This window comes from Streptomyces sp. NPDC046197 (genome assembly GCF_040646295.1).
GTDB lineage: Bacteria > Actinomycetota > Actinomycetes > Streptomycetales > Streptomycetaceae > Streptomyces.
Genome location: NZ_JBEYZY010000002.1, coordinates 1 through 25,170, shown reverse-complemented (window position 1 = coordinate 25,170; position 25,170 = coordinate 1). Strand labels below are relative to the sequence as shown.

The following is a 25,170-nucleotide window of genomic DNA, read 5'->3' as shown; positions in this document are numbered from 1 at the left end:
TAGTGTCATTGACCGTGGACAGACACATACCCTTCGACCGCCTGCACAACCTCCGCGACCTGGGCGGCTACCGCACCGCGGACGGCCGGCGGGTCCGCCCTCGCCGCCTGTTCCGCTCGGACGGCCTCGGCAAGCTGCACCCGGACACCCCGGACTGGGACCGCTTCCTCGCCCTCGGCGTCGGCACGGTGATCGACCTGAGGCACGGCTGGGAGGTCGAGCGCCAGGGCCGCGTCCCCGAGCACCCGTCCTTCACGTACCACAACCTCAGCATCGAGCACCGCCCCTACGACCAGCCGGCACTGGGCCCCGAGGTGGAACCGGGCCCCTACCTGGCGGAGCGCTACATGGAGGTGGCGCAGGACGGCACCAAGGAGATCCGCCGGGCGCTGCAACTGATCTCCGACGCGGCCGCCTCCGACACCCCCCTGGTCTTCCACTGTGCGTCCGGCAAGGACCGCACCGGCCAGCTGGCCTCCCTGGTACTGGCCCTCCTCGGCGTCCCCGAGCCCACGATCATCGAGGATTTCAGCCTCACCGAACTGGCCACAAAGGCCCTGCTGGCCGACTGGCGGGCAAGAAACGGCGGCCGCACACCCGCCTGGCCGGGTTACGGCCGCGCCCCGGAGTCGGTGATGCGCCTCTTCCTCGCCGCCCTGAAGACGCGCTACGGCTCGGTCGAGTCGTACGTGACCGAGGCCCTGGACCTGGACGCCGAAGCCCTGTCCCGGACCCTGCGCACCCACCTCCTGGAGCCCACGCCCACGACCTGGCCCCCGCTCACCCACCGCAGGGCGACCCCCGCCGACGCCCCCGCCCTGGTCCGCCTGCGCGACTCGGCCGCGCTGTGGCAACTGGCCCGCGGGATCGACCAGTGGAAGCCGGGGGAAAAGGGCGAGACCCACTTCCTCGCCCGGATGCGGGAGGGCGAGGTCTGGCTGGCCCACTGCGGCGGCCACCTGGCCGGTGCCTGGGAACTGTGGTGGGACGACCCGGCCGCCTGGGGCCCCCGCCCGGCCGACGCGGGCTACATCCACCGCCTGATGACCACCCCGCACACCGCCCCGCGGGGAGCGGGCCGCGAGATGCTCGCACGGGCGGAGTCCCGCATCGCGGCCGAGGGCCGCGCCTTCGCCCGCCTCGACTGCCTCGCCTCCAACCCCCGCCTGCGCGGCTACTACGAGTCGGCGGGCTACCGGGTGGCCGGCGAACAACCGGCCAAGACGGACGGCACGGGAAGCCCGTACGCGGTGACCCTGCTGGAGAAACGGCTCGGATGACGGCGGAAGGGGCCCGGACCGCCTGGGCGGTCCGGGCCCCTTCCTGGTCGCGGGCGTGTCAACCCTTCACGCACACGACCTGCTTGAGCTGTGCCACGACCTCGACGAGGTCGCGCTGCTGGTCGATGACCTGCTCGATCGGCTTGTAGGCGCCGGGGATCTCGTCGACCACGCCGGAGTCCTTGCGGCACTCCACGCCCTTGGTCTGCTCCTCCAGGTCCTTCGTGGAGAAGCGGCGCTTGGCGGCGTTGCGGCTCATGCGGCGGCCGGCGCCGTGCGACGCGGAGTTGAAGGACTTCTCGTTACCGAGACCCCGCACGATGTACGAGCCCGTGCCCATGGAGCCGGGGATGATTCCGTACTCGCCGGAGCCCGCACGGATCGCGCCCTTGCGGGTGACGAGGAGGTCCATGCCCTCGTACTGCTCCTCGGCCACGTAGTTGTGGTGGCAGGAGATCTCCGGCTCGAAGGTCGGCTTCGCCTTCTTGAACTCCTTGCGGATCACGTCCTTCAGGAGCGCCATCATGATCGTGCGGTTGTACTTCGCGTACTCCTGCGCCCAGAACAGGTCGTTGCGGTACGCCGCCATCTGCGGAGTGTCCGCCACGAAGACGGCGAGGTCGCGGTCGACCAGGCCCTGGTTGTGCGGGAGCTGCTGGGCGATGCCGATGTGGTGCTCGGCCAGTTCCTTGCCGATGTTGCGGGATCCGGAGTGGAGCATGAGCCACACGGAACCGGACACATCTACGCATACCTCTACGAAGTGGTTCCCGGAGCCGAGCGTCCCCATCTGCTTGGCGGCCCGCTCCGCACGGAACTTGACCGCTTGCGCCACCCCGTCGAAACGCCCCCAGAAGTCGCCCCACCCGGAGGTCGCGAAGCCGTGCAGGCGCCCCGGATCGACCGGATCGTCATGCATCCCCCGGCCCACCGGAATCACCTGCTCGATCTTCGACCGCAGCCGCGACAGATCCCCCGGCAGGTCGTTCGCCGTCAGCGACGTCTTCACCGCGGACATTCCGCAGCCGATGTCGACACCGACCGCCGCCGGGCACACCGCGCCCCGCATCGCGATGACCGAGCCGACCGTCGCGCCCTTCCCGTAGTGCACGTCCGGCATGACGGCGAGGCCCTTGATCCAGGGCAGGGTCGCGACGTTCTGGAGCTGCTGCATCGCGGCGCCCTCGATCGTCGCGGGGTCGGCCCACATGCGGATCGGCACCTTCGCGCCCGGCATCTCCACGTACGACATAAAGTCCTCATTCCCCCGAAAACGTACAGAAGTCTCTCTTCGCAATACCGGCGCCAAGGTCGACGAAAGGGACAACGGACCGGCGTCCACGGCATTGCGTGCGATACACATTGTCTCCAGGGGGCGCCCCCGCCCGGCAACCGATTAACCAGCGGGGACCACCGACCACCACCGAACGGACATCGTCGAGAGGAGCCTGCCCGTGCAGCGGAAGGCATACGTACCCGGCCTGGCCGCGCTCCTCGTGGCCCTGCTGGCCGGCTGCACCGGCGGTTCATCGGGCGGCACCCGGGCGGACAACGCCAACCCCGACGGCGGGGGGACGACGACGCCCGCGGCGCAGCCGGGCAAGTACCGCACCCTCCCGGAGCCCTGCGGCGCGATCGGCCACGGCACCCTGGACTCGCTGCTGCCCGGCATCAGGCAGATCACGGACGTGGACCAGCGCGACAAGGCGTACCAGGGCGAGGCAGCGCTCACCTACGACACCGACCGCCGGGTCGGCTGCCGTTGGAAGGTGGAGTCGACGGACGCCACCGACCACCTCTCCGTCGACTTCGAGCGGGTCGTCTCCTACGACAACGCCGTGAGCGACGACAGCCAGGCGCAGTCCGTCTTCGCGACCAAGCAGGCGGCCGCCGACCTCCCCGAACCCACCACCACCGGCTCCGGCCCGGCGTCCGCGTCCGGCGCGCAGACCGGCGCCGCCGGCGGGCCCCCGTCCTCCTCCGCCTCGCCCTCCGCCGCCTCGCCCTCCCCCTCCCCCTCGTCGGCGTCCGCCTCGGCGCCCACGTCCGCACCCGATACGTCCACTTCGCCGTCCACGGACGGCACCCCGGCCGACCTCCAGCCACGCACACTGGACAATCTGGGCGACGAGGCGTTCCTCGACGACACGCTCAGCAGCTCCGGTTCGACGGCCAAGCAGCGGACGGTGACTGTGGCGTTCCGCACGTCCAACGTCATTGTGACCATCGAGTACGAGGAGCAGTCCGCCGCCGTCGGCGTCGTCCCGGACAGCAGGGAAATGCAGGACAAGGCCCGGAAACTGGCGGCCAAGCTGGCCGATTCGCTGGGCGGCTGACCTCCGTTGCCCGGCGCTCGGCGCCCCGGCGCAAAGCGCGCGAAGCGGAACCACGCCGCTGTGTCACCGCGTACCGTGGCCCCTCGGACCCGATCCGACCGCAGGAACCACGAGCGTCTTGAGTGAAGGAACCATGCAGCGAGCAGCCCAGCGAGACCAGCGTGACCGTGACCCGCGAGCGAAGCGTCTGAACCGTGTCCTTGTCTGTGCGGCCGCCGTCCCCGTGATGTTCTTCGCCGCGGCCTGTTCCTCGGACTCCGGTTCCTCCGACAGCGGCAAGCAGACCCCGTCGGGCAGCGCGAAGGGCTCCGCGGGCGGGAGCGGGAGTGCCTCGCCCACGGTGCAGGCGGCCGCCTACGGAAAGCTTCCGGAGGCGTGCAAGGTGCTGTCCGACAAGACGCTGGGCGACCTGGTCCCGAACGGTGTGAAGTCCGCCAAGGACGGCACCTCCAGCGATGACTCCACCCGCGGCAGCTGCTCCTGGAACAGCCTCGCCAACAACGGTGTGAAGGGTTCGCAGTTCCGCTGGCTGAACGTCGCCCTGCTGCGCTTCGAGTCCGACGCCACGCGCGGCGAGGGCAACAAGCAGGCCCAGGCGTACTACCAGAAGCAGGTGCAGGACGCCCGGTCGACGGCCGGTGCGAAGAACACCGAGTCGCAGGCCGTCTCGGGTACGGGCGACGAGGCCATGCTGGTGCGCTACGACCTGCAGAAGAAGGAGGGCGACTTCAAGCAGCAGACGGTCGTCGCCCGGGTGGAGAACGTCGTCGTCACCCTCGACTACAACGGCGCCGGCCTGGCCGGTGAGGCCACCCCGAGCGCCGACGACCTGGCCAAGGCCGCGGAGCAGGCCGCCAAGGAGGCGTTGGCCGCCGTGGCGGCGGCCAACGGGGGCGCGACCGGCAAGGCCCCGGCCTCGAAGGCCCCCGGGAAGCCGGCCTCCCCTTCGGCGTCGGCGTCCAAGTCGCCCTCGTCCGCGAGCGCTTCGCCGTCGGGTTCGGCGTCCAAGGCGGCCGGCCAGGGCTGAGCGGCCCCAGCCGTTACAGCTGAGCAACCGGACCGGCCACCCGTTCCCCGTACGGATGTGCCACCCTGTTGCGCGCAACAACACGCAATGGGAGGGGAGTACGGGTGGCCGCGCCACTGCAGCTGACTCGGATGCACCGCGTTCTCATCGGCGTGGTCGTGTCGGGCGCCGTGATCATCGCCGGTATCGGCTTCGCGGGCTCGTACACGGCCGTCCGCGAGCTCGCCATCAAGAAGGGTTTCGGGAACTTCAGTTATGTGTTCCCGGTCGGCATCGACGCGGGCATCTGTGTGCTGCTCGCCCTCGACCTGCTGCTGACCTGGATCCGCATTCCCTTCCCGCTGCTGCGCCAGACGGCCTGGGTGCTGACGGCGGCGACGATCGCGTTCAACGGCGCGGCGGCCTGGCCCGACCCGCTCGGTGTCGGCATGCACGCGGTGATCCCGATTCTGTTCGTGGTCGCCGTCGAGGCGGCCCGGCACGCCATCGGCCGCATCGCCGACATCACGGCCGACAAGCACATGGAGGGCGTCCGCCTGACCCGGTGGCTGCTCTCCCCCGTCCCGACCTTCCTGCTGTGGCGCCGGATGAAGCTGTGGGAGCTGCGCTCCTACGACCAGGTGATCAAGCTGGAGCAGGAACGTCTCGTCTACCAGGCCCGCCTGCGCTCCCGCTTCGGCAGGGCGTGGCGGAGGAAGGCCCCGGTGGAGTCCCTGATGCCGCTGCGGCTGGCGAGGTACGGCGTGCCCCTGGCCGAGACCGCCGCGTCGGGACTGGCGGCGGCGGGGATAGAACCGGCCCTCATACCCGCGGCACCGCGGGCCGAGGTGACCGCCGCGGCCGCGGGTGCTCGTGCCGCCCAGATGGCGCCCGTCCCGCGGCAGGCGGCGCCGCACAGCGGGCAGTTCCCGGGACTGGCCGGCCCCCCCGGCACCGGGCGACCGGAATACCCGCAGCAGGTCACCGAGGACCAGAGCCCTTGGTTCCAGGCCCCTCATCACGTCGACTACCACGGCGGCTACGACCCGACCTACGAACCGGAACCCCCGTACGAGGAGTGGTACGAGGAGCAGCAGCCGGATCAGTTCGAGCAGCCGTCCCCCGAGGACACCGGCAGCTTCCCGATCCCGGTGGGCCCGAACCGCACCCGTGAACTGGGCGAGGGCGGCGGCACCCCGGAGCCGGACGAGGAGGCCTACTACACGGTCTTCAAGCAGTCGATCAACGGCAGCTACCCGACTCCGCGCGAGTTCAGCGACAACGTCGACGCCGAGTTCCGCATCACCCTCCCCGTGGAAGAGGCCAAGCGCATGGTCAACCGCTTCACCAACCGCCACACCGCGCAGCTGGAAGAGGACCACATCGCGTAACAGCACGCGCAGACGACGAGCAACAGGACGCGCAGACGACGACGGGGCGCCCGGCGAAGGCCGGGCGCCCCGTCGTCGTAGAACCGCTCCTACTCCCCGAGCAGGGTCCGCACCCGGTCCTGCCCGACCGCGAGCAGCAGCGTGGGCAGACGCGGACCGGTGTCACGTCCCACCAGCAGGTGGTAGAGCAGGGCGAAGAAGGTCCGCTGGGCGGTCTTGATCTCCGGCGGCAGCTCCTTCGGCGTGGCGTCGGCGGGGAACCCGGCCTGGACCTTGGGCACGCCGTACACGAGGTGGGTGAGCCCGTCCAGGGACCAGTGCTCCTGCAGCCCGTCGAGCAGCAGCCGGATCGACTGCTGGGAGGCCTCGTCGAGGGACTTCAGCAGCTCCACGTCCGGCTCCTCGCGGACGATGGTCCGCTGGTCGGCGGGGACGTGCGTGTTGATCCACGCCTCGGCCTTGTCGTACCGCGGCCGGGCCTCGTCCAGGGAGCCGAGCGGGTTGGCCGGGTCGAGCTCGGACAGGATGCGCAGCGCCTGGTCCTGGTGGCCGGCGGTGATGTCGGCGACGGACGCCAGCGTGCGGTAGGGCAGCGGGCGGGTCGTCCTGGGCAGCTCACCGGCGGCGGTGCCGACCGCACGGGTGTACGCGGCGACGTCGGCCGGCAGGGCCGAGCCGTCGGCCACCTTGGCGGCGAGCTTGTCCCACTCGTCGTACAGCCGCTGGATCTCCTGGTCGAAGGCGATCTTGAAGGACTGGTTCGGCCTGCGCCGGGCGTACAGCCACCGCAGGAGCTGCGGCTCCATGATCTGCAGCGCGTCGGCCGGGGTCGGCACGCCACCGCGCGAGGAGGACATCTTCGCCATGCCGGAGATGCCGACGAAGGCGTACATCGGGCCGATCGGCTGCTTGCCGCCGAAGATCCCGACGATCTGGCCGCCCACCTGGAAGCTCGACCCCGGCGAGGAGTGGTCGACGCCGCTGGGCTCGAAGATCACGCCCTCGTACGCCCAGCGCATCGGCCAGTCGACCTTCCAGACCAGCTTGCCGCGGTTGAACTCGCTGAGCCGGACCGTCTCCGAGAAGCCGCACGAGGTGCAGGCGTACGTCAGCTCGGTCGAGTCGTCGTCGTAGGCGGTGACGGTGGTGAGGTCCTTCTCGCAGTTGCCGCAGTACGGCTTGTACGGGAAGTACCCGGCGGAGCCGGAGCTGCCGTCGTCCTCGGCCGCGGCGCCCGAGCCCTCCTCGGCCTCCAGCTCGGCCTCGTCGACGGCCTTCTGCTGCTGCTTCTTGCCCGCCTTCGGCTTGGTCCGGTACTGGGCGAGGATCGCGTCGATGTCGCCGCGGTGCCGCATCGCGTGCAGGATCTGGTCCCGGTACGCGCCGGAGGTGTACTGCTCGGTCTGGCTGATGCCGTCGAACTCCACGCCCAGCTCGGCGAGCGAGGCGATCATGGCGGCCTTGAAGTGCTCGGCCCAGTTCGGGTACGCGGAGCCCTTCGGGGCCGGCACGGCGGTGAGCGGCTTGCCGATGTGCTCCGCCCACGACTCGTCGATGCCCGTGACACCGGCCGGCACCTTCCGGTACCGGTCGTAGTCGTCCCAGGAGATCAGGTGCCGGACCTCGTACCCCCGACGGCGGACCTCGTCGGCGACCAGGTGCGGGGTCATGACCTCGCGCAGGTTCCCCAGGTGGATGGGGCCGGACGGCGAGAGGCCGGACGCGACCACGACCGGTTTGCCCGGGGCCCGACGCTCCGACTCCTCGATGACCTCATCCGCGAAACGGGAGACCCAGTCGGTGGTCTCGGTGCTCTGAGCCACGATCGGCACGTCCTTCTTTCGTCAGGGGCAGCCGCTACGGTCACACGGCTGACCGCTCCATTCTCCCAGGTCGGTCCACAACCACGAAAACGCCTTTTCAAGGACCTACCCCACCCTCACCTGGGGACGAGTGACGGCGGCCCGGCGTTCACTCGGCGACCGGAAAATTCGCTTTACCCGCATGGGATACTGGCCGTGCATATCCATCCCCACGAGGAGAACGGCACCCACACCTATGGCCTCGGTCACGTCCCTCAGCGACTCCGTCCAGCAGCATCTCGCGTCCGCCCTCTCGGCCACCCTGCCCGAGGCCGCCGGCGCGGACCCGCTGCTGCGACGAAGCGACCGGGCCGACTACCAGGCCAACGGCATCCTGGCGCTGGCCAAGAAGGCGAAGGCGAACCCGCGCGAGCTGGCGACACAGGTCGTCTCCCGGGTCGTCACCGGTGAGGTGATCGAGGACGTCGAGGTCTCCGGCCCCGGCTTCCTGAACATCACCATCGCCGACCGGGCGATCACGGAGAACCTGGCCGCGCGCTACGCGGACGACACCGGCCGGCTCGGTGTGCCCCACGCCGAGCACCCGGGCACCACGGTGATCGACTTCGCCCAGCCGAACGTGGCGAAGGAGATGCACGTCGGCCATCTGCGCTCGGCGGTGATCGGCGACTCGGTCGCGAAGCTGATGGAGTTCACCGGCGAGAACGTGGTCCGCCGGCACCACATCGGCGACTGGGGCACGCAGTTCGGCATGCTCATCCAGTACCTGGACGAGCACCCGCACGAGCTGGACCACAAGGCGGCCCAGGTGACCGGCGAGGAGGCGATGTCGAACCTCGACCGCCTCTACAAGGCGGCGCGCAAGCTCTTCGACTCCGACGAGGAGTTCAAGACGCGCTCGCGGCGCCGGGTGGTGGACCTCCAGGCCGGGGAGCCGCACACGCTCGCCATGTGGCAGAAGTTCGTGGACGAGTCGAAGATCTACTTCTTCTCCGTCTTCGACAAGCTGGACATGGAGATCCACGACCCGGACATCGTCGGCGAGTCGGGCTACAACGACATGCTGGCCGAGACCTGCCGCCTGCTCGAGGAGTCCGGCGTCGCGGTGCGCTCCGAGGGCGCCCTGTGCGTCTTCTTCGACGACGTCAAGGGCCCGGACGGCAATCCGGTCCCGCTGATCGTGCAGAAGTCCGACGGCGGGTACGGCTACGCGGCGACGGACCTGTCCGCGATCAGGGACCGGGTGTTCAACCTCAAGGCCGACACGCTGCTGTACGTGGTGGACGCCCGCCAGGCCCTGCACTTCCGGATGGTCTTCGAGACGGCCCGCAGGGCGGGCTGGCTGGGCGACGGCGTGCAGGCGCAGCACCTGGCCTTCGGCACGGTCCTGGGCAAGGACGGCAAGCCGTTCAAGACCCGTGAGGGCGAGACGGTGAAGCTGGAGGACCTCCTCGACGAGGCGGTCGAACGCGCCACGGCCGTCGTCCGCGAGAAGGCCGAGAAGGTCGGCCTGACCGAGCAGGAGATCGTCGAGAACGGCCGGTACGTCGGCATCGGCGCCGTGAAGTACGCCGACCTGTCGACGTCCGCGGTGCGGGACTACAAGTTCGACCTGGACGAGATGGTCTCGCTGAACGGCGACACGTCCGTCTACCTCCAGTACGCGTACGCCCGTATCCGGTCGATCCTACGCAAGGCCGGCGAGGCCCGCCCCGCTCCCCACCCGGAGGTGGCGCTGGTCCCGGCGGAGCGCGCGCTCGGCCTGCACCTGGACCAGTTCGGCGAGACGGTCCTGGAGGTCGCGGCGGCGCACGAGCCGCACAAGCTGGCCGCGTACCTGTACCAGCTGGCGACGCTGCTCACGTCGTTCTACGACCAGTGCCCGGTGCTGAAGGCCGAGACGCCGGAGCAGGTGGAGAACCGCCTGTTCCTGGTCGACCTCACGGCCCGCACCCTGCACCAGGGCATGGCCCTGCTGGGCATCAGGACGCCCGAGCGGCTCTGAGACGACGGACCGCGGCCCGTTCTCCCTTCCGGGAGGGCGGGCCGCGGTTGTTTCAGAAACAGCCTGCGAATTCGCACCACACCACCTTGCCGGGATCCCGCTCCCCCACCCCCCACCTGTCGGCGAGCGCCGCCACCAGCAGCAGTCCCCGCCCGCCCTCGTCGGCCCCGTCGGGGATGCGCGGCACGCCCGCGCCACTGTCGTGAACCTCCACCCGCAGGACGTCGCCGTCGTAGCGCAGGAACAGCCGGAAGCCCCTTCCCGGCGGCACCCCGTGCAGCAACGCGTTCGTGGCGAGCTCACTCACGCACAGCGACACGTCGTCGGCGCGCTCGCCCCCGGCCAGTCCCCATCCGGCCAGCGCCTGGTACGTGAACTTCCTGGCCGCGGGCACGGATCTGCGGTCGCGAGGGAAGAACCGGTCACGCAGGCAAGGCAGTTGGATTGCGTGGTTCATGGGACGAGAGTTGCGGAGAGTCACTACGTTGGATCACCGAGTGAACCCGTACGGATTTTTTGTACGGGTTCGTACGGGGTCGCGTACGGGACGCACGGGGAGTTGGACCAGCATGAACTCCAGGAAGCCTCCGCGGAAGAAGAACCTCTCGGCCATGAAGATGCTGGGCGTCCAGCTCGCCACGGCCCGCCGCGCGGCCGGTTTCACCCAACGGGCGCTCGCGGAACGGGTGATGGTCGACGAGGAGACGATCGCGAGCATCGAGCAGGGGCGGCGTCCACTGAAGCCTGATCTGGCGGAGTTGCTGGATCAACTTCTGGGGACGAAGGGGTTGTTGTCGGCCGGGGTGGCGCATCTGCCGGAGATCGATCAGTTTCCGATGTGGGCGGAGCTGTACGTCCAGCATGAGCGGGAAGCCATCGCTCTGTCTTGGTACGACGCGCTGGTCGTCCCTGGTCTGCTCCAGACGGAGGCGTACGCCCGTGCAGTACTCGGCAGCCACCTACCTCCGTTCGACGAGGAGGAGCTGGAGACGAAGATCGTCGCGCGGATGAGCCGCCAGGAGATCCTGCAACGCAAGGTACCGCCAACCATGAGCTTCGTGGTCTGGGAGCCGGCGCTACGTATGCCCATCGGTGGGCGCGATACACACCGCGTGCAGCTGCTACGAATGCGCGAGTTCGCCGAACTCCCCGGCCTGTCCCTCCAGATCCTGCCGCTGAGCCGTGCCTCACACGTCGGTACAGCGGGTCCGTTCACCCTCCTGGAGACACCGGACCACCAGCATCTCGCCTACACCGAATCCCAACGAGGCAGCCAGTGGGTTTCCGACCCGAACGAGGTGTCCATCCTGGCGCGCAAGTATGCGATGCTGCGGACGCAGGCCCTCACCATTGAGGATTCCAGAAGCCTGTTGGACCGTCTGCTAGGAGACCGATGAGCGCCGCCACACGTCAGTGGTTCAAGTCGACCTACAGCAGCGACCAAGGCGGCCAGTGCCTCGAAGTCGCTTACGCGTGGCGCAAGTCGACGTACAGCGGCAGTGAAGGCGGCCAATGCATAGAGGTCGCCGCCTGCCCCCACACCATCCACATCCGCGACTCCAAGAACCCAGAGGACGGCGGCCCCACGCTCCAGGTCGGCCGAGAGGCCTGGGCCGCCTTCGTCGCCGTCAGATAACTACCCCGGCGCCACGACCCCATTGTCAGTGGCTGCGCCTACAGTCACCGGCATGGCGACTCTTCCGAACCCCCTGCCGAAGCTGGCTGCCGACCCGAGTGGGCGTTCGCTCGGGCTGCAACTGCCGCCCGGAGTACTGCTCGACGCGACGGACGAGGGGCCGTGGCACGAACCGCTGCTGTGGTACGCCGGGCGGGCCGCGTCCCCGGGCAACTGGGCGGCACTGGGTGCGCGCGGCACGCGCGTGGGACTGCTCCCGCTCCTCGTCGAACTGGGCGGCAGCCAAGGCGGGCCGGAGGAGTGGGAGTTGCTGCCCGGAGAGATGTCGTACCCCGGGGACCACGACGCCGAGGACGTGCTGGCGGCCTTCTGGGAGGAGTACGCGGCGGAGGGCGAGCAGTGGCCCGGTCTCGCGCAGCGGCAGTCGCCGACCATCGACCCGGACGTGCGGGCCGCCGAGGTCGCCGACCTGCTGGCCGAGGGCCCGCCGTGGTTCAAGGAACCGCACCTCGCCCTGGTGCCCGCGCGCCGCAGCGCGGACATCCCCGCGGCCATCGGCTGGACCGGCCCCCTGAACCACGAGAACGACGTGGCCCGCCTCTGCGCGGTACTCCGCTCCTGGGAGGACCGCTTCGGCATACGCGTCGTCGCGCTCGGCTTCGACATCCTGGTCGTCTCGGTGGCGGCTCCGCCGACCACCCTCTCCGCGGCCGAGGCGGTGGCGGCGGAGCACTTCGCGTTCTGCCCGGACAACATCACCCAGGGCGGACACGAGAGCCTGCGGGCCTACGCGCAGGAGCTCGTCGGCGAGCGGATGTGGTCCTTCTGGTGGGACTGACCTCCGCGCCCGCTCCCGGCGCTTTGGCACGCTGAAGGGCATGGTGAAGCGAATACTGGTGGTCGAGGACGACGCCGAGGTGCGGGCCGCGCTGGAGGACGGCCTGGCCGTCGAGGGGTACGAGGTCCGGTGCGCCGCCGACGGCCTGGCGGCCCTGTCCGAGACGGCCGCGCGGCAGCCGGACGTGATCGTCACCGACGTGATGATGCCGGTCCTGGACGGGCTCGCCCTGTGCCGACGGCTGCGGGCGTTGGGCGACCGCACGCCGATACTGGTCCTGACGGCGCTGGACGCGGTGAGCGAACGGGTCGACGGGCTGGACGCGGGTGCCGACGACTACCTGGTCAAGCCGTTCGCGCTGGACGAGCTGACCGCCAGGGTCCGGGCCCTGCTGCGCAGAACGAGCCCCGACCCGGCGGAGAGCGGCGGCCTGCTGTCCTACGCGGACCTGGTGGTGGATCCCGTCAGCCGCACCGGCCGCCGGGGAGAGCGCGCCATCGAGTTCAGCCGCACCGAGTTCGGGCTGCTGGAACAGCTGCTGCTGCATCCCGGTCAGGTCCTGCCCAAGCAGACCCTCTTCGAACGGGTCTGGGGCGGCGACTTCGGCCCCGGCTCCAACTCCCTGGCCGTCTACGTCGGTTACCTGCGGCGCAAGCTGGAGGCGGGCGGCGAGCCCCGTCTGGTGCACACGGTGCACGGGATCGGCTACCGCCTGGACACGGCATGAGCGGTGCACGGCGGTTCGGGGTCCGTGGTGCGGTGGACGCCCTCCGGGGTCCTCGCCGTCTGCGTACGCGCCTGGCCCTGGCGACCTCCGCCGCCGCGGCACTGGTCGTCGTCGGCGTCTGCGCCGCGGCGTTCTTCGTGCTGCGCTACAAGCTGTACCAGCAACTCGACCAGAACCTGACCCAGTCGGCGACGCTCGTCGCCCACCAGATGCAGGAGTCCCGGACCGCCTCCCCGGGCACGCTCAGGGCCGAGTGCCGCTACCTGGGCGCACCGGCCTGCGCGCAGATCGTCCCGCGCGACCCGGCCCACGACCCGGCCGACCGGTACGCCCTTCCGGTGTACCCGGCCACCCGCGCCGTGGCGGCCGGCCGGCAGGCCCCCTACTACCGGGACATCACGGTCGCCGGCCACCCGGCCCGCATGCTCACCACGACGTTCGGCGGCGGCACCGCCGTCCAGGTCGCCCTGCGCTCCGACATAGCGGAACGCGGGGTGCGGCAGACGGCCTGGCTGATGGTCACGATCAGCATGACGGGAGTCGTGGTCGCCGGGGCCCTGGGCCATGCGGTGTCACGCGCCGGACTCGCCCCCATCGCCCGGCTCACGGCCACCGCGGAACGGGTGGCCGCCACCCGCGATCCGCGCCACCGCATCGACACGCCGTTCGCACACCGCCATCGGGACGACGAACTGACGCGACTCGCGACGACGTTCAACACCATGCTCGACGCGCTCGACCGCTCGGTCACCGCGCAGCGCCGCCTCATCGCCGACGCCTCCCACGAGTTGCGCACACCGCTGACCGCGCTGCGCACGAACTCCGAGCTCCTGGCCCGTGCCGACCGGCTCACCGCGGAACAGCGCGAGCGTGCCGCATCCGCCCTCGGCCGTCAGGTGCACGACGTCACGGGCCTGGTCAACGACCTGATCGAGCTGGCCAGGGACGAGGAACCCCAGCCCCTCGTCGAGCAGGTCAACATCGCCGGCCTGGTACGCGACGCGGTGGCCGTCGCCAGCGAACGCTGGCCCGAGGTCACGTTCCGGGTCGAGGTCACCGAGCGGGGCGCGGACCGGCTGCATCCCGGTATCCCCGCCCGGCTGTCCCGGCTGCTGGGCAATCTGCTCGACAACGCGGCCAAGTTCAGTTCGCCCGGCGACCCGGTCGACGTCACCGTCACCGAGCGGGACGTCACCGTACGGGACCACGGGCCGGGCATAGCACCCGAGGACCTCCCCCACATCTTCGACCGCTTCTACCGGGCCCCCTCGGCCCGCCCTCTGCCCGGCTCGGGCCTGGGCCTGGCCATGGCCCGCCAGATCGCCCTCACCCACGCCGCCGACCTCGCCGCGGAACGGCCGCCGGACGGCGGAGCCCTGTTCCGCCTGACCTTCCCGCCTTAGAAGTCTCTTAGAAGCGCTGACTATCCACTTCCCATGACAGTTCTTCCTCAGAACGGCGCGCGGGGCGCCAAACGCGCCCTCACGATCGCGCTCGCACTCACCGCCGCCGCCCTCGGCACCACAGGATGCGACAGCGCCGCCGGCGCCGAGCCCGGCGGCCGGGTCGAACTCGGCGTCGCACACGGGACGGCCGTCGTCGATCCCGCCTCACTGGCCGTGACGGCGCGGACCGACGACGGGCGCCGGCTGGTGCTGTCCGCTCCGGCCGCCGGCGCTCTCGGCGAGCCGGGTCCGGTGACCCGTTCCGGCGGCCGGGCCCACTGGAACTATCCCGGCACGGGGCTGAGCGTGACGGCGGCCTCCGACCACGGCCGGCTGCGGATCAGCCTGAGCTCGGACCGCGACCAGACGGTCCGGTGGCCGGTGACCGGTACCGATCCCGCGGTCACCGGTCTCCAGCTGCCGCGCGGTGAGGGCCTGGACATCCCCGTCCGGGACGCCTTCTGGAATGCGGGGGAGGCCAAGGGGGGCCTGGCGGGATCGACCGCGGACGTGGGAGCGGACCTGTCGCTGCCGCTGTGGGGCTACTCGATGGGCGGGCACGGGGTCAGCTACCTCACCTCCACCGACATCGGCACCCGGCTGCAGTTCGCTTCCGCCGACGGCCGGCTCCGGACCACCGCCGGACACACCTTCGACGCCGGGGAGGGCACGCGGGACTACGAGATCTCCTTCTCCCTGACCGACGGCAGTCCGGTGGCCCCGGCCACCGACTTCCGCTCCTACCTCTCCCAGCACGGCCGACTCGGCAGTCTCCGCGCGAAGATCAGCCGCAACCCGGCCGTCGGCAGACTGCTGGGGGCCTTCCACGCCTACGTGTGGGGCGAGGCCCGGACGGCGGACGGCGTCGCGAAACTGAAGCGGCTGGGCGTGGACCGGATGTGGCTCGGCTACGACTCCGGCCCCGACCCGATGACCGCGCAGGCGGTGCAGGCGGCACGGCGGGCGGGTTACCTCGTCGGCCCCTACGACACGTTCGCCAACGGCCAGGACCCCAAGAGCGCGGACAGCCCCACATCGGTGTGGCCGGGCCGGGTCTACCCCGACTTCTGCGTACGCGACGCGAACGGCAACGCCCGCACGGGCTTCGGCGGTCGTGGCTGCTACCTCAGCTCCCGTGCCTTCGACCAGGCCGAGCCGACCGCGCACCACCTCGCCCGGCGCACCCGCACGATGGTCGCCAACGGAGCGGACAGCTATTTCCTCGACGTCGACGCGACCGGGGAGCTGTTCCGTGACTACGGCAAGGGCCACGAGATGACCAGGGCACAGGACCGCACGTACCGGCTCGCCCGGATGGGCGCACTGACGCGGAACCTCGTGCTCGGCTCGGAGTCGGCCCAGGCGTGGGCCAATACGGTCCTGGCCTTCGACCACGGCTCCGCGACACCGGTCTCCGACGGCCTGTGGCCGTTGGAGCGTGACAAGGAGACGTGGGGCGGCTACTACCCGGCGAACGCGCCGGGCGCCTTCTTCAAGCCGGTGCGGCTGCCCCAGGAGCTCGCCACCGCCATGTACGACCCCCGCTACCGCGTCCCGCTCTACGAGACGGCGCTGCACGGCTCCTTGGTCAACGCCGAGCGCTGGGAACTGTCGTACGACAAGCTGCCGGAGCAGAAGACGGCACGGGCACTGCTGGCGATGCTCTACAACACCCCGCTCAACTTCGCGCTCAACGGTCCGGCCCTGGAGCAGCACGGTCCTGAACTGGCGGCCCTGCAGCGCTACTTCTCCCCCCTGCACCGCGCGGCGGGCACGGAGCAGATGAGCTCCTTCCGCCTGCTGACGGCCGACCGCAGCGTCCAGCGGACCGTCTTCGGCGACGGCACGCTGACCGTCACCGCGAACTTCGGCACCACGGCGTACGGCGACCTGCCCGCCCACTGCGTCGACGCGCGGCTGCGCACCGACGCACGGCCCCGGAGGCTGTGCCCGGCGCAGCCGACGGGCTGACGGTCTGACGGGCGGCCGGCCCTCCGTCCGTCACCTCGTCGATACCGAGGTGACGGACGTCGTCGTACAACCGGCGGCGCGTCCCGGAGTGTGCTCCCACCCGCCGTCGTCTTCGCAGGTCCGGGCCGTCCCGGCGGCCAGGGCGTCCCGGATCCACGCGCAAACCTGGCCTCCGGCACCGGCGACCGGCCAAGCTGAGGCCGACCACGTACCACTGCCTCGACGAGCGAAGCGGCCGCGCCCGTCGACGGTCGTCCGTGCCCGTCCAGGGCGACCGTGTGCACCGATCCACAGGGGGGATGCCCATGCCCGCATGCCCGGCCCGAACCCGACTGCTCGCCGCCACGGCGCTCGTGCTCGCCGCGCTCACCCTCACGGGCTGCCACGACGGACAGGGCGTACGCGACGAGGGCCCGTCCTCGGTGTCGTCCTCGCAATCCCTCCCGCATCAGGGTCGGATCCCGCCCCGCGTCGTCGCCGGAGCGGTCCGCTCCTGACGGCCCCTCGGTGAGGCCCGGCTACCGCAGCTTCTGCGCGACCTCGGTGGCCCAGTAGGTCAGGATGTTGCGCGCGCCGGCCCGCTTGATGCCGGTCAGGGTCTCCAGGATCGCCCGGTCCCGATCGATCCAGCCCTTCTCGGCGGCGGCCTCGATCATCGAGTACTCGCCGGAGATCTGGTACGCGGCGACCGGCACGTCGACCGCGTCGGCGACCCGGGCCAGGACGTCCAGGTAGGGTCCGGCCGGCTTGACCATCACCATGTCGGCACCCTCCTCCAGGTCCAGGGCGAGCTCCCGCAGGGACTCGCGCAGGTTGGCGGGGTCCTGCTGGTAGGTCTTGCGGTCGCCCTTGAGCGAGGAGCCCACCGCCTCCCGGAAGGGCCCGTAGAAGGCCGAGGAGTACTTCGCGGTGTAGGCGAGGATCGCGACGTCCTCGCGCCCGATCTGGTCCAGCGCGTCACGGACGACGCCGATCTGGCCGTCCATCATCCCACTGGGGCCGACCACGTGCGCGCCGGCGTCGGCCTGCACCTGCGCCATCTCCGCGTACCGCTCCAGCGTGGCGTCGTTGTCGACCCGGCCCTCGGCGTCGAGCACACCGCAGTGCCCGTGGTCGGTGAACTCGTCCAGGCACAGGTCGGACATGACGAGCAGGTCGTCCCCGACCTCGGTCCGCACATCGCGCAGGGCGACCTGCAGGATCCCGTCCGGGTCGGTACCGGCCGTACCGAGGGCGTCCTTCTTCCCCTCCTCCGGCACACCGAAGAGCATGATCCCGGAGACCCCGGCCGCCACGGCCTCGGCCGCCGCCTTCTTCAGGCTGTCCCGCGTGTGCTGCACGACCCCGGGCATGGCCGCGATCGGCACCGGCTCGCTCACACCCTCGCGCACGAACGCGGGCAGGATCAGGTCCGCCGGATGCAGCCGCGTCTCTGCGACCATGCGCCGCATGGCAGGGGTGGTGCGCAACCGCCGGGGACGCGTACCGGGAAAGGATCCGTACTTCGTCATGGCTTCTACGCTACGCCCGCCCGAAGACCCCTTTTGCCGACGCCCTGTCGAACCGTGCCGCCGCCCCGCCGTCTTCTGTGTGAGGACGGCGGCGCGTGCGGCTCGGGGCGGCCCACTGATCGGGCCTCAGGTCGTCGACCGACGCCTGCGCGCCCCCGGCCGCCGCTCGCTCGGCCGAGTGACCGGATCCCCGGCCTCCAGGGCGGCAGCGCGCCGCTTCAGGCCGAAGTCGGCCAGGGCCTCCGCCAGCTTGTGGACCGACGGTTCGGGCGCCATGACGTCGACCCGCAGGCCGTGTTCCTCGGCGGTCTTCGCCGTGGCCGGGCCGATGCACGCGATCACCGTCACGTTGTGCGGCTTGCCGGCGATCCCCACCAGGTTGCGGACCGTGGACGAGGACGTGAAGAGCACGGCGTCGAAGCCGCCGCCCTTGATCGCCTCCCGCGTCTCGGCCGGCGGCGGCGAGGCCCGCACGGTCCGGTAGGCCGTGACGTCGTCGACCTCCCAGCCGAGCTCGATCAGACCGGCGACGAGGGTCTCCGTGGCGATGTCGGCACGCGGCAGGAAGACACGGTCGATCGGGTCGAAGACCGGGTCGTACGGCGGCCAGTCCTCCAGGAGACCGGCGGCCGACTGCTCGCCGCTCGGCACCAGGTCCGGCTTCACGCCGAAGGCGATGAGGGCCCTGGCGGTCTGCTCGCCGACCGCCGCGACCTTGATCCCGGCGAAGGCCCGCGCGTCGAGCCCGTACTCCTCGAACTTCTCGCGCACCGCCTTGACCGCGTTGACCGAGGTGAACGCGATCCACTCGTACCGGCCGGTCACCAGGCCCTTGACCGCCCGCTCCATCTGCTGGGGCGTGCGCGGCGGCTCGACGGCGATCGTCGGCACCTCGTACGGCACGGCCCCGTAGGACCGCAGCTGGTCGGAGAGCGACGCCGCCTGCTCCTTGGTACGCGGCACGAGCACCCTCCAGCCGAACAGCGGCTTGGACTCGAACCACGACAACCGGTCGCGCTGGGCGGCGGCGGAACGCTCACCGACGACGGCTATGACAGGCCGGCCGCCGTCCGGGGACGGCAGGACCTTGGCCTGCTTCAGGGTCTGCGCGATCGTGCCCAGGGTCGCCGCCCACGTCCGCTGCCGCGTGGTCGTACCGGCGATCGTCACCGTCATCGGAGTGTCCGGCTTGCGGCCGGCCGCCACCAGCTCGCCGGCCGCCGCGGCGACCGAGTCCAGCGTGGTCGACACGACGACCGTGCCGTCCGAGGCGCCGACCTCGGTCCAGCAGCGGTCCGAGGCGGTACGGGCGTCCACGAACCGCACGTCGGCGCCTTCGGCGTCCCGCAGCGGCACACCCGCGTACGCGGGCACACCGACGGCGGTCGCGATGCCGGGGACGACCTCGAAGGGAACACCCGCGGCGGCGCAGGCGAGCATTTCCTCGGCGGCGTACGTATCCAGTCCCGGGTCCCCGGACACGGCACGGACGACCCGCCTGCCGCCCCGCGCGGCCTCCATGACAAGATGTGCGGCATCCCGCACCGCGGGGACAGCAACGGTTGTTGACGTGCCGTCAACGACCGTGAGTTGGGGTGTGCCCGTGCCCGGAGTCGGGTCCGACGAGGGATCCGGGTCCGTGTGCACGACGGCGACACCCTGCCTGGCGTGCGTACGCACCACGTCGAGCACCTCGTGCTCGGCGACCAGTACGTCCGCGTTCGCCAGCGCCTCGACGGCGCGCAGTGTCAGCAGTCCCGGATCTCCGGGTCCGGCACCGAGGAAGGTGACGTGCCCGTGTTCCGGACCGGCGGGAAGGGTGGTGGGGCTCAATGTGCTCGCTCCCCCATCAGACCGGCCGCGCCCTGGGCAAGCATCTCGGTGGCGAGTTCGCGACCGAGCGCCAGCGCTTGGTCGTGCGTCTCGGGCACGGGACCGGTGGTGGACAGCTGCACCAGCGCGCTGCCGTCGGTCGTGCCGACGACGCCGCGCAGGCGCATTTCCTTGACAATCTGCCCGTCGGCCTGGGGGTCCCCCCGCTCGAGCGGAGCCGAGAGTGGGGAAAGGTCGGCCAGCGCGCCCACGGGGGCGCTGCAGCCGGCCTCCAGGGCGGCGAGCAGTGAGCGCTCGGCCGTCACGGCGGCCCGCGTGAACGGGTCGTCGAGTTCGGCGAGCGCGGCGGCGAGGTCAGCGTTGTCCGCGGCACACTCGATCGCCAGTGCCCCCTGGCCGGGGGCGGGCAAAACCGTGTCGACCGACAGGAAGTCGGTCACCTCGTCGATCCGGCCGATCCGGTTCAGGCCGGCGGCGGCCAGCACGACCGCGTCGAGTTCGCCGCCGAGGACGAAGCCGATGCGGGTGTCGACGTTGCCCCGGATCGGGACCGTCTCGATGTCCAGCCCGTGGCTGCGCGCGTACGCGTTCAGCTGCGCCATGCGGCGCGGCGAGCCGGTGCCGATGCGCGCCCCGCGGGGCAGGTCGGTGAACTTCAGGGCGTCCCGGGCGATGATCACGTCGCGCGGGTCCTCACGCTCCGGAATGGCGGCCAGGACCAGGTCGTCGGGCTGCGTGGTGGGCAGGTCCTTGAGCGAATGAACCGCGAAGTCGACCTCGCCCCGCAGCAGCGCGTCACGCAGCGCCGTGACGAACACGCCCGTGCCGCCGATCTGCGCGAGGTGCTCGCGGGACACATCGCCGTACGTGGTGATCTCCACGAGTTCGACGGGCCGTCCGGTCACCCGGCTCACGGCGTCCGCCACCTGCCCGGACTGGGCCTTGGCGAGCTTGCTCCGCCTGGTCCCCAGCCGCAGCGCCCCATGTGCTCGACTGCGGGGCCCCCCTGCCTTGCTACTCATGCCGGCCCTCGGTTCTTGCCGTTCGTGTCCATGTTCTTTTCGCCGTTCGTTTCGCCGTCCGCCTGGGAGACGGAGGCAACTGTCTCGGCGTCGAGGTCGAACAGGGTGCGCAGCGCGTCCGCGTACCCGGTGCCGCCGGGTTCGGCCGCGAGCTCCTTGACCCTGACGGTCGGCGCGTGCAGCAGCTTGTCGACGACGCGCCGCACGGTCTGCGTGATCTCCGCCCGGTGCTTGTCGTCGAGGCCGGGCAGCCGCCCCTCCAGGCGGGCGATCTCGCCCGCCACGACGTCTGCGGCCATGGTGCGCAGGGCGACGACGGTCGGTGTGATGTGTGCCGCCCGCTGAGCCGCCCCGAAAGCCGCGACCTCGTCGGAGACGATACGCCGCACCTGGTCCACGTCGGCAGCCATCGGTGCGTCCGCGGAGGCCTCGGCGAGCGACTCGATGTCCACCAGGCGGACCCCGGCCAGCCGGTGCACCGCCGAGTCGACGTCCCGCGGCATGGCGAGGTCGAGGACGAACAGCGCCGGCTCGGGCCGCGGGGCCTCGACGACCGGCTCCGGCCTGCGGCGCTCGGGGATGCGGCCGACGGTGGCCGCGGTCACGGCGAGCGCGGTGATCAGCTCGGCGTCGGCCTCGGCGCTGCGGCGGGCCGCCTCCCGGCGGTCGACGGTGCCGTTGTCGACCCAGGTGGCGTGCTGCTCCAGGGTGGCCGCGTCCATGCCGGCGACGGCGGACTCGCCCAGCAGGGAGAAGCCGGGCTCCACGGCGGTCAGGTCCAGCGGGCAGCCCTCCTCGGCGCCGACGCTGGTGGGCGGCAGCGGGGTGTCCCGCAGATCCGCCTTCGCCGTCGTACGACGGCCCCCCGCGCTCTCGGCGGCCTCGGCGTTCCCCGCGTTCTCGCGGTCCGCGCCCTCGACGTCCGCGCCGGTACGGCCCTCCACCGCGGTGGCGATGGACTCGGCCGTCAGTACGACGCCCGTCGCGCCGGTACAGGAAACGGCGACGTCGGCACGTGTCAGCTCGAGCGGCACCGCGTCCATCGGTACCGCGCGGGCCAGCACGTCCGTGTCGTCGCCCTCGGTGAGTATCCGGGCCAGCCGCTCGGCGCGCTCATAGGTGCGGTTGGCGACGACGACCTCCGCGACCCCGGCGCGGGCGAGCGTGGCCGCGGCCAGCGAGGACATCGAGCCCGCGCCGATGACCAGGGCCTTCTTGCCGCGCGCCCAGGTCTGCACGTCGGCGCCCCCGGACAGCTGCTCCAGGCCGAAGGTCACCAGGGACTGCCCGGCGCGATCGATCCCGGTCTCGGAGTGGGCGCGCTTGCCGACCCGCAGCGCCTGCTGGAACAGGTCGTTCAGGAGGCGGCCGACGGTGTGCAGCTCCTGCGCCCTGGCGAGGGAGTCCTTTATCTGGCCGAGGATCTGGCCCTCGCCGACGACCATGGAATCGAGCCCGCAGGCCACCGAGAACAGGTGGAAGACCGCCCGGTCCTCGTAGTGCACGTAGAGATAAGGGGTGAGCTCTTCCAGGCCGACCCCGCTGTGCTGGGCGAGCAGCGTGGACAGCTCGGCGACACCGGCGTGGAACTTGTCCACGTCCGCGTACAGCTCGATGCGGTTGCAGGTGGCCAGCACGGCGGCCTCGGCGGCCGGTTCGGCGGCGACGGTGTCCTGCAGCAGCTTGGTCAGGTCCTCCGCGTTCAGCGAGGCGCGCTCCAGGACGCTGACCGGGGCGCTGCGGTGACTCAGTCCGACGACGAGGAGACTCATGCCGGCATCACGGCGGGTACGTCCCCGTCGGGCCCCTGGTCGGCGGACTCCTTGCGGGTGGCGGCGGCCGGGTGGGCGCCGTCGGGCGTCGCGGCCTCCTCGCCGGCCTTGCGCTGCTCGTGGAAGGCGAGGATCTGCAGCTCGATGGACAGGTCGACCTTGCGCACGTCGACGCCGTCCGGGACGCTCAGCACGGTCGGCGCGAAGTTCAGGATGGACGTGACACCCGCGGCCACGAGGCGGTCGCAGACCTGCTGGGCGGCGCCCGCGGGGGTCGCGATCACGCCGATCGAGACGCCGTTGTCCTGGATGATCTTCTCCAGGTCGTCGGTGTGCTGGACGGGGATCCCGGCGACGGGCTTCCCGGCCATCGAGGGGTCCGCGTCGATGAGCGCGGCGACCCGGAAGCCGCGGGAGGCGAAGCCGCCGTAGTTGGCGAGCGCGGCGCCGAGATTACCGATACCGACGATCACAACCGGCCAGTCCTGGGTCAGACCCAGCTCGCGGGAGATCTGGTACACGAGATACTCGACGTCGTAGCCGACACCCCGGGTCCCGTAGGAGCCGAGGTAGGAGAAGTCCTTGCGCAGCTTGGCGGAGTTGACCCCCGCCGCGGCCGCCAGCTCCTCGGAGGAGACCGTGGGTACCGAGCGCTCCGACAGTGCGGTCAGGGCTCGGAGGTACAGCGGAAGCCTGGCGACGGTGGCCTCGGGGATCCCTCGGCTGCGGGTCGCCGGTCGGTGAGTTCGGCCAGTTGCCACGGTGCTCCTGCGGGTAGAGCGGGGCTGCAGGCGGTCATACGTTCCCGGACCGCCCCGTCGACAGCAGGCTATGTCTTTGTGAACGCGTGCACAAAGATGGTGTCCGATTTGCCCGGCCAACGTGACCGGGGTCACGCGCCCCCGGCGCAGACGTGGGGAACCGGCGCACCCGCGCCCGCGTTCCTTTCTTGTTGGGGGCAAAACCGCACACTCTCCTCTATGATCACCACCCCCGAGACCAGAACGCCGACGATCCTAAGCGACTTTCCGGCCAGTTCGGACTCGTCGGTCAGCCGGTCAGGGCCTTGCGCAGGCGCTCCTCGTCGACGCGCCAGAACGTGTGCTGCTCCCCGTCCACGAGCACCACGGGGATCTGCTCCCAGTACTGGTCGTGCAGCCGGGAATCCTGGGTGATGTCCTTCTGCTCCCACGGCACACCGAGATCGCCGCACACCTTCTCGACGACGAGCTGTGCGTCGTCGCACAGATGGCAGCCGGGCTTGCGGACGAGGGTGACCAGCCGGTCCTGGGGAGCCGGGGACCTACGGCGGAAGAGGGAACTCATGTCGGCCATTCTCGCGCGGTCACGCCCTCACGGAACCCCAGCCGCACAACACCGTGCACACAGGGCCGCCTCGGCCCGCCCGCACCGCGCCGGGCGGAGAGGGCCACCCCGTCCGGGACGTACGCGACACGCCGTCCGCGTGACTTCTTTAACGGCAGGGTCGCGCAGAGTTCACAGCCTTCAAACCTCTCGACTCCGGAACCACCGAACAAACTGGCTATGCTCACGCCATGGCCGCTCTCGGATGGCTCACTCCCCGTAGGCGCTCCGCCACGGCGCGGAGCGTGTTGGCAGGCGAGGCCTCTGCGGAGGCAGCGCGCAAGTCCTCGCAGGAAGGGGACGTCTCGGCGCCCGCGGCGCCGGAACCGGAGTTCCCGGTCCACGGGGACGAGAAGGCCGCCGCCTTCTTCGACCTGGACAACACCGTGATGCAGGGCGCCGCGCTGTTCCACTTCGGCCGGGGCCTGTACAAGCGGAAGTTCTTCGAGACGCGCGACCTGGCCAAGTTCGCCTGGCAGCAGGCCTGGTTCAGGCTGGCCGGGGTCGAGGACCCCGAGCACATGCAGGACGCGCGCGACTCGGCGCTGTCCATCGTGAAGGGCCACCGGGTCTCCGAGCTGACGTCGATCGGTGAGGAGATCTACGACGAGTACATGGCCGAGCGGATCTGGCCGGGCACGCGCGCGCTGGCCCAGGCCCACCTGGACGCGGGCCAGAAGGTGTGGCTGGTGACCGCGGCGCCGGTGGAGATCGCGCAGGTGATCGCCCGCCGACTGGGCCTGACCGGCGCCCTGGGCACGGTCGCGGAGTCGGTCGACGGCGTCTACACGGGCCGGCTGGTCGGCGAACCGCTGCACGGCCCGGCGAAGGCCGAGGCGGTGCGGGCGCTCGCCGCGGCGGAGGGCCTGGACCTCACCCGGTGCGCCGCCTACAGCGACTCCCACAACGACATTCCGATGCTGTCGCTGGTCGGCCATCCCTACGCCATCAACCCCGACGCCAAACTGCGCCGCCATGCCCGCGCCATGGACTGGCGCCTGCGCGACTACCGCACGGGCCGGAAGGCGGCCAAGGTCGGCATCCCGGCGGCGGCCGGAGTCGGCGCGGTCGCCGGCGGCACGGCAGCGGCGATCGCACTGCACCGCCGCCGTCGCTAGTGTGATGCGCCAGAAATTGCACGGTTAAGTCTGTAGCCTGTTTTCATGTCTCGGGGTCCTCGTGCCATCGAAGTTGTGCTGTCCGATGAGG

General features: G+C 71.0%; 22 protein-coding genes. 13 read left to right on the top strand and 9 right to left on the bottom strand.

Annotated features, from left to right (window positions below; translation table 11 throughout):
- The first annotated feature begins 14 nt into the window (after positions 1-14).
- On the top strand, positions 15-1,280 hold the full coding sequence (locus AB0A61_RS02805) for a GNAT family N-acetyltransferase (RefSeq protein ID WP_361285081.1): 1,266 nt from the start codon (positions 15-17) through the stop codon (positions 1,278-1,280).
- A 58-nt stretch (positions 1,281-1,338) separates the two neighbouring features.
- Here the strand turns inward: AB0A61_RS02805 and AB0A61_RS02800 are convergent, their stop codons facing one another.
- Positions 1,339-2,532 carry an RtcB family protein gene (locus tag AB0A61_RS02800; RefSeq protein ID WP_361285079.1) on the bottom strand — a complete coding sequence of 398 codons (1,194 nt, stop codon included), beginning with the start codon at positions 2,530-2,532 and terminating at the stop codon, positions 1,339-1,341.
- A 202-nt stretch (positions 2,533-2,734) separates the two neighbouring features.
- On the opposite strand from AB0A61_RS02800, the gene AB0A61_RS02795 reads away from it, so the two are divergent.
- The 3 genes from AB0A61_RS02795 to AB0A61_RS02785 all read left to right on the top strand — a co-directional run bounded on the left by AB0A61_RS02795 (position 2,735) and on the right by AB0A61_RS02785 (position 6,013).
- The gene (locus tag AB0A61_RS02795; RefSeq protein ID WP_361285076.1) at positions 2,735-3,616 is read left to right on the top strand and encodes a DUF3558 domain-containing protein; all 882 of its coding nucleotides are present in this window, start codon (positions 2,735-2,737) and stop codon (positions 3,614-3,616) included.
- Between the two features lie 133 nt (positions 3,617-3,749).
- The gene (locus AB0A61_RS02790) at positions 3,750-4,643 is read left to right on the top strand and encodes a DUF3558 domain-containing protein (protein ID WP_361285073.1); all 894 of its coding nucleotides are present in this window, start codon (positions 3,750-3,752) and stop codon (positions 4,641-4,643) included.
- 131 nt (positions 4,644-4,774) lie between these two features.
- A complete protein-coding gene (locus tag AB0A61_RS02785; protein WP_361286200.1) occupies positions 4,775-6,013 on the top strand; it encodes a DUF2637 domain-containing protein in 1,239 nt (412 codons plus the stop codon).
- Positions 6,014-6,102: 89 nt separating this feature from the next.
- Here AB0A61_RS02785 and lysS read toward each other — a convergent pair whose 3' ends face one another.
- A complete protein-coding gene (gene lysS, locus AB0A61_RS02780) occupies positions 6,103-7,845 on the bottom strand; it encodes a lysine--tRNA ligase (protein ID WP_361285070.1) in 1,743 nt (580 codons plus the stop codon).
- 226 nt (positions 7,846-8,071) lie between these two features.
- Between lysS and argS the strand changes: the two genes are divergently transcribed.
- The gene (gene argS, locus AB0A61_RS02775) at positions 8,072-9,841 is read left to right on the top strand and encodes an arginine--tRNA ligase (protein WP_361285067.1); all 1,770 of its coding nucleotides are present in this window, start codon (positions 8,072-8,074) and stop codon (positions 9,839-9,841) included.
- A 52-nt stretch (positions 9,842-9,893) separates the two neighbouring features.
- Here argS and AB0A61_RS02770 read toward each other — a convergent pair whose 3' ends face one another.
- Complete coding sequence (locus tag AB0A61_RS02770; RefSeq protein ID WP_361285064.1) at positions 9,894-10,298, bottom strand: ATP-binding protein; 405 nt, start codon at positions 10,296-10,298, stop codon at positions 9,894-9,896.
- Positions 10,299-10,410: 112 nt separating this feature from the next.
- On the opposite strand from AB0A61_RS02770, the gene AB0A61_RS02765 reads away from it, so the two are divergent.
- From AB0A61_RS02765 to AB0A61_RS02735, 7 genes are all read left to right on the top strand, one after another.
- Positions 10,411-11,238, top strand: coding sequence for a helix-turn-helix transcriptional regulator (locus tag AB0A61_RS02765; protein ID WP_361285061.1), 828 nt, complete (start codon positions 10,411-10,413; stop codon positions 11,236-11,238).
- Entirely contained in the window at positions 11,235-11,477 is a 243-nt protein-coding gene (locus tag AB0A61_RS02760) for a DUF397 domain-containing protein (RefSeq protein ID WP_361285058.1), read from the top strand. The genes AB0A61_RS02765 and AB0A61_RS02760 overlap by 4 nt, the downstream gene beginning before the upstream one ends.
- A gap of 52 nt (positions 11,478-11,529) precedes the next feature.
- Positions 11,530-12,315, top strand: a complete 786-nt coding sequence (locus AB0A61_RS02755) for a DUF4253 domain-containing protein (protein ID WP_361285055.1) — start codon at positions 11,530-11,532, stop codon at positions 12,313-12,315.
- 40 nt (positions 12,316-12,355) lie between these two features.
- Positions 12,356-13,042 carry a response regulator transcription factor gene (locus AB0A61_RS02750; RefSeq protein WP_361285052.1) on the top strand — a complete coding sequence of 229 codons (687 nt, stop codon included), beginning with the start codon at positions 12,356-12,358 and terminating at the stop codon, positions 13,040-13,042.
- Positions 13,039-14,445: a HAMP domain-containing sensor histidine kinase gene (locus AB0A61_RS02745; protein ID WP_361285049.1), complete on the top strand. Its 1,407-nt coding sequence runs from the start codon at positions 13,039-13,041 to the stop codon at positions 14,443-14,445. The genes AB0A61_RS02750 and AB0A61_RS02745 overlap by 4 nt, the downstream gene beginning before the upstream one ends.
- 33 nt (positions 14,446-14,478) lie before the next feature.
- Positions 14,479-16,458 (top strand): glycoside hydrolase, encoded by a 1,980-nt coding sequence (locus AB0A61_RS02740; protein ID WP_361285045.1) that lies wholly within the window; start codon positions 14,479-14,481, stop codon positions 16,456-16,458.
- Between the two features lie 305 nt (positions 16,459-16,763).
- A complete protein-coding gene (locus tag AB0A61_RS02735) occupies positions 16,764-16,955 on the top strand; it encodes a hypothetical protein (RefSeq protein ID WP_361285042.1) in 192 nt (63 codons plus the stop codon).
- Positions 16,956-16,976: 21 nt separating this feature from the next.
- Here AB0A61_RS02735 and hemB read toward each other — a convergent pair whose 3' ends face one another.
- From hemB to AB0A61_RS02705, 6 genes are all read right to left on the bottom strand, one after another.
- A complete protein-coding gene (hemB, locus tag AB0A61_RS02730) occupies positions 16,977-17,969 on the bottom strand; it encodes a porphobilinogen synthase (RefSeq protein ID WP_361285039.1) in 993 nt (330 codons plus the stop codon).
- A gap of 126 nt (positions 17,970-18,095) precedes the next feature.
- Positions 18,096-19,802, bottom strand: a complete 1,707-nt coding sequence (locus AB0A61_RS02725) for a uroporphyrinogen-III synthase (protein ID WP_361285036.1) — start codon at positions 19,800-19,802, stop codon at positions 18,096-18,098.
- The gene (gene hemC / locus AB0A61_RS02720) at positions 19,799-20,824 is read right to left on the bottom strand and encodes a hydroxymethylbilane synthase (RefSeq protein WP_361285033.1); all 1,026 of its coding nucleotides are present in this window, start codon (positions 20,822-20,824) and stop codon (positions 19,799-19,801) included. Before hemC ends, AB0A61_RS02725 begins: the two co-directional genes overlap by 4 nt.
- On the bottom strand, positions 20,821-22,596 hold the full coding sequence (locus AB0A61_RS02715; RefSeq protein ID WP_361285030.1) for a glutamyl-tRNA reductase: 1,776 nt from the start codon (positions 22,594-22,596) through the stop codon (positions 20,821-20,823). The genes hemC and AB0A61_RS02715 overlap by 4 nt, the downstream gene beginning before the upstream one ends.
- Complete coding sequence (locus AB0A61_RS02710; protein WP_361285027.1) at positions 22,593-23,357, bottom strand: redox-sensing transcriptional repressor Rex; 765 nt, start codon at positions 23,355-23,357, stop codon at positions 22,593-22,595. Before AB0A61_RS02710 ends, AB0A61_RS02715 begins: the two co-directional genes overlap by 4 nt.
- Before the next feature lie 289 nt (positions 23,358-23,646).
- Positions 23,647-23,931, bottom strand: coding sequence for a glutaredoxin family protein (locus AB0A61_RS02705; RefSeq protein ID WP_361285024.1), 285 nt, complete (start codon positions 23,929-23,931; stop codon positions 23,647-23,649).
- Between the two features lie 221 nt (positions 23,932-24,152).
- Here AB0A61_RS02705 and AB0A61_RS02700 point away from each other — a divergent pair, with 221 nt between their 5' ends.
- Entirely contained in the window at positions 24,153-25,079 is a 927-nt protein-coding gene (locus tag AB0A61_RS02700) for an HAD-IB family hydrolase (protein WP_361285021.1), read from the top strand.
- Positions 25,080-25,170: the final 91 nt, after the last annotated feature.

Coding starts and splice junctions, on each gene's coding strand:
- AB0A61_RS02800 (WP_361285079.1), bottom strand. CDS start 2,532: ATGTCGTACGTGGAGATGCCGGGCGCGAAGGTGCCGATCCGCATGTGG.
- AB0A61_RS02790 (WP_361285073.1), top strand. CDS start 3,750: ATGCAGCGAGCAGCCCAGCGAGACCAGCGTGACCGTGACCCGCGAGCG.
- AB0A61_RS02785 (WP_361286200.1), top strand. CDS start 4,775: ATGCACCGCGTTCTCATCGGCGTGGTCGTGTCGGGCGCCGTGATCATC.
- argS (WP_361285067.1), top strand. CDS start 8,072: ATGGCCTCGGTCACGTCCCTCAGCGACTCCGTCCAGCAGCATCTCGCG.
- AB0A61_RS02770 (WP_361285064.1), bottom strand. CDS start 10,298: ATGAACCACGCAATCCAACTGCCTTGCCTGCGTGACCGGTTCTTCCCT.
- AB0A61_RS02765 (WP_361285061.1), top strand. CDS start 10,411: ATGAACTCCAGGAAGCCTCCGCGGAAGAAGAACCTCTCGGCCATGAAG.
- AB0A61_RS02760 (WP_361285058.1), top strand. CDS start 11,235: ATGAGCGCCGCCACACGTCAGTGGTTCAAGTCGACCTACAGCAGCGAC.
- AB0A61_RS02755 (WP_361285055.1), top strand. CDS start 11,530: ATGGCGACTCTTCCGAACCCCCTGCCGAAGCTGGCTGCCGACCCGAGT.
- AB0A61_RS02750 (WP_361285052.1), top strand. CDS start 12,356: ATGGTGAAGCGAATACTGGTGGTCGAGGACGACGCCGAGGTGCGGGCC.
- AB0A61_RS02745 (WP_361285049.1), top strand. CDS start 13,039: ATGAGCGGTGCACGGCGGTTCGGGGTCCGTGGTGCGGTGGACGCCCTC.
- AB0A61_RS02740 (WP_361285045.1), top strand. CDS start 14,479: ATGACAGTTCTTCCTCAGAACGGCGCGCGGGGCGCCAAACGCGCCCTC.
- AB0A61_RS02735 (WP_361285042.1), top strand. CDS start 16,764: ATGCCCGCATGCCCGGCCCGAACCCGACTGCTCGCCGCCACGGCGCTC.
- hemB (WP_361285039.1), bottom strand. CDS start 17,969: ATGACGAAGTACGGATCCTTTCCCGGTACGCGTCCCCGGCGGTTGCGC.
- hemC (WP_361285033.1), bottom strand. CDS start 20,824: ATGAGTAGCAAGGCAGGGGGGCCCCGCAGTCGAGCACATGGGGCGCTG.
- AB0A61_RS02715 (WP_361285030.1), bottom strand. CDS start 22,596: ATGAGTCTCCTCGTCGTCGGACTGAGTCACCGCAGCGCCCCGGTCAGC.
- AB0A61_RS02705 (WP_361285024.1), bottom strand. CDS start 23,931: ATGGCCGACATGAGTTCCCTCTTCCGCCGTAGGTCCCCGGCTCCCCAG.
- AB0A61_RS02700 (WP_361285021.1), top strand. CDS start 24,153: ATGGCCGCTCTCGGATGGCTCACTCCCCGTAGGCGCTCCGCCACGGCG.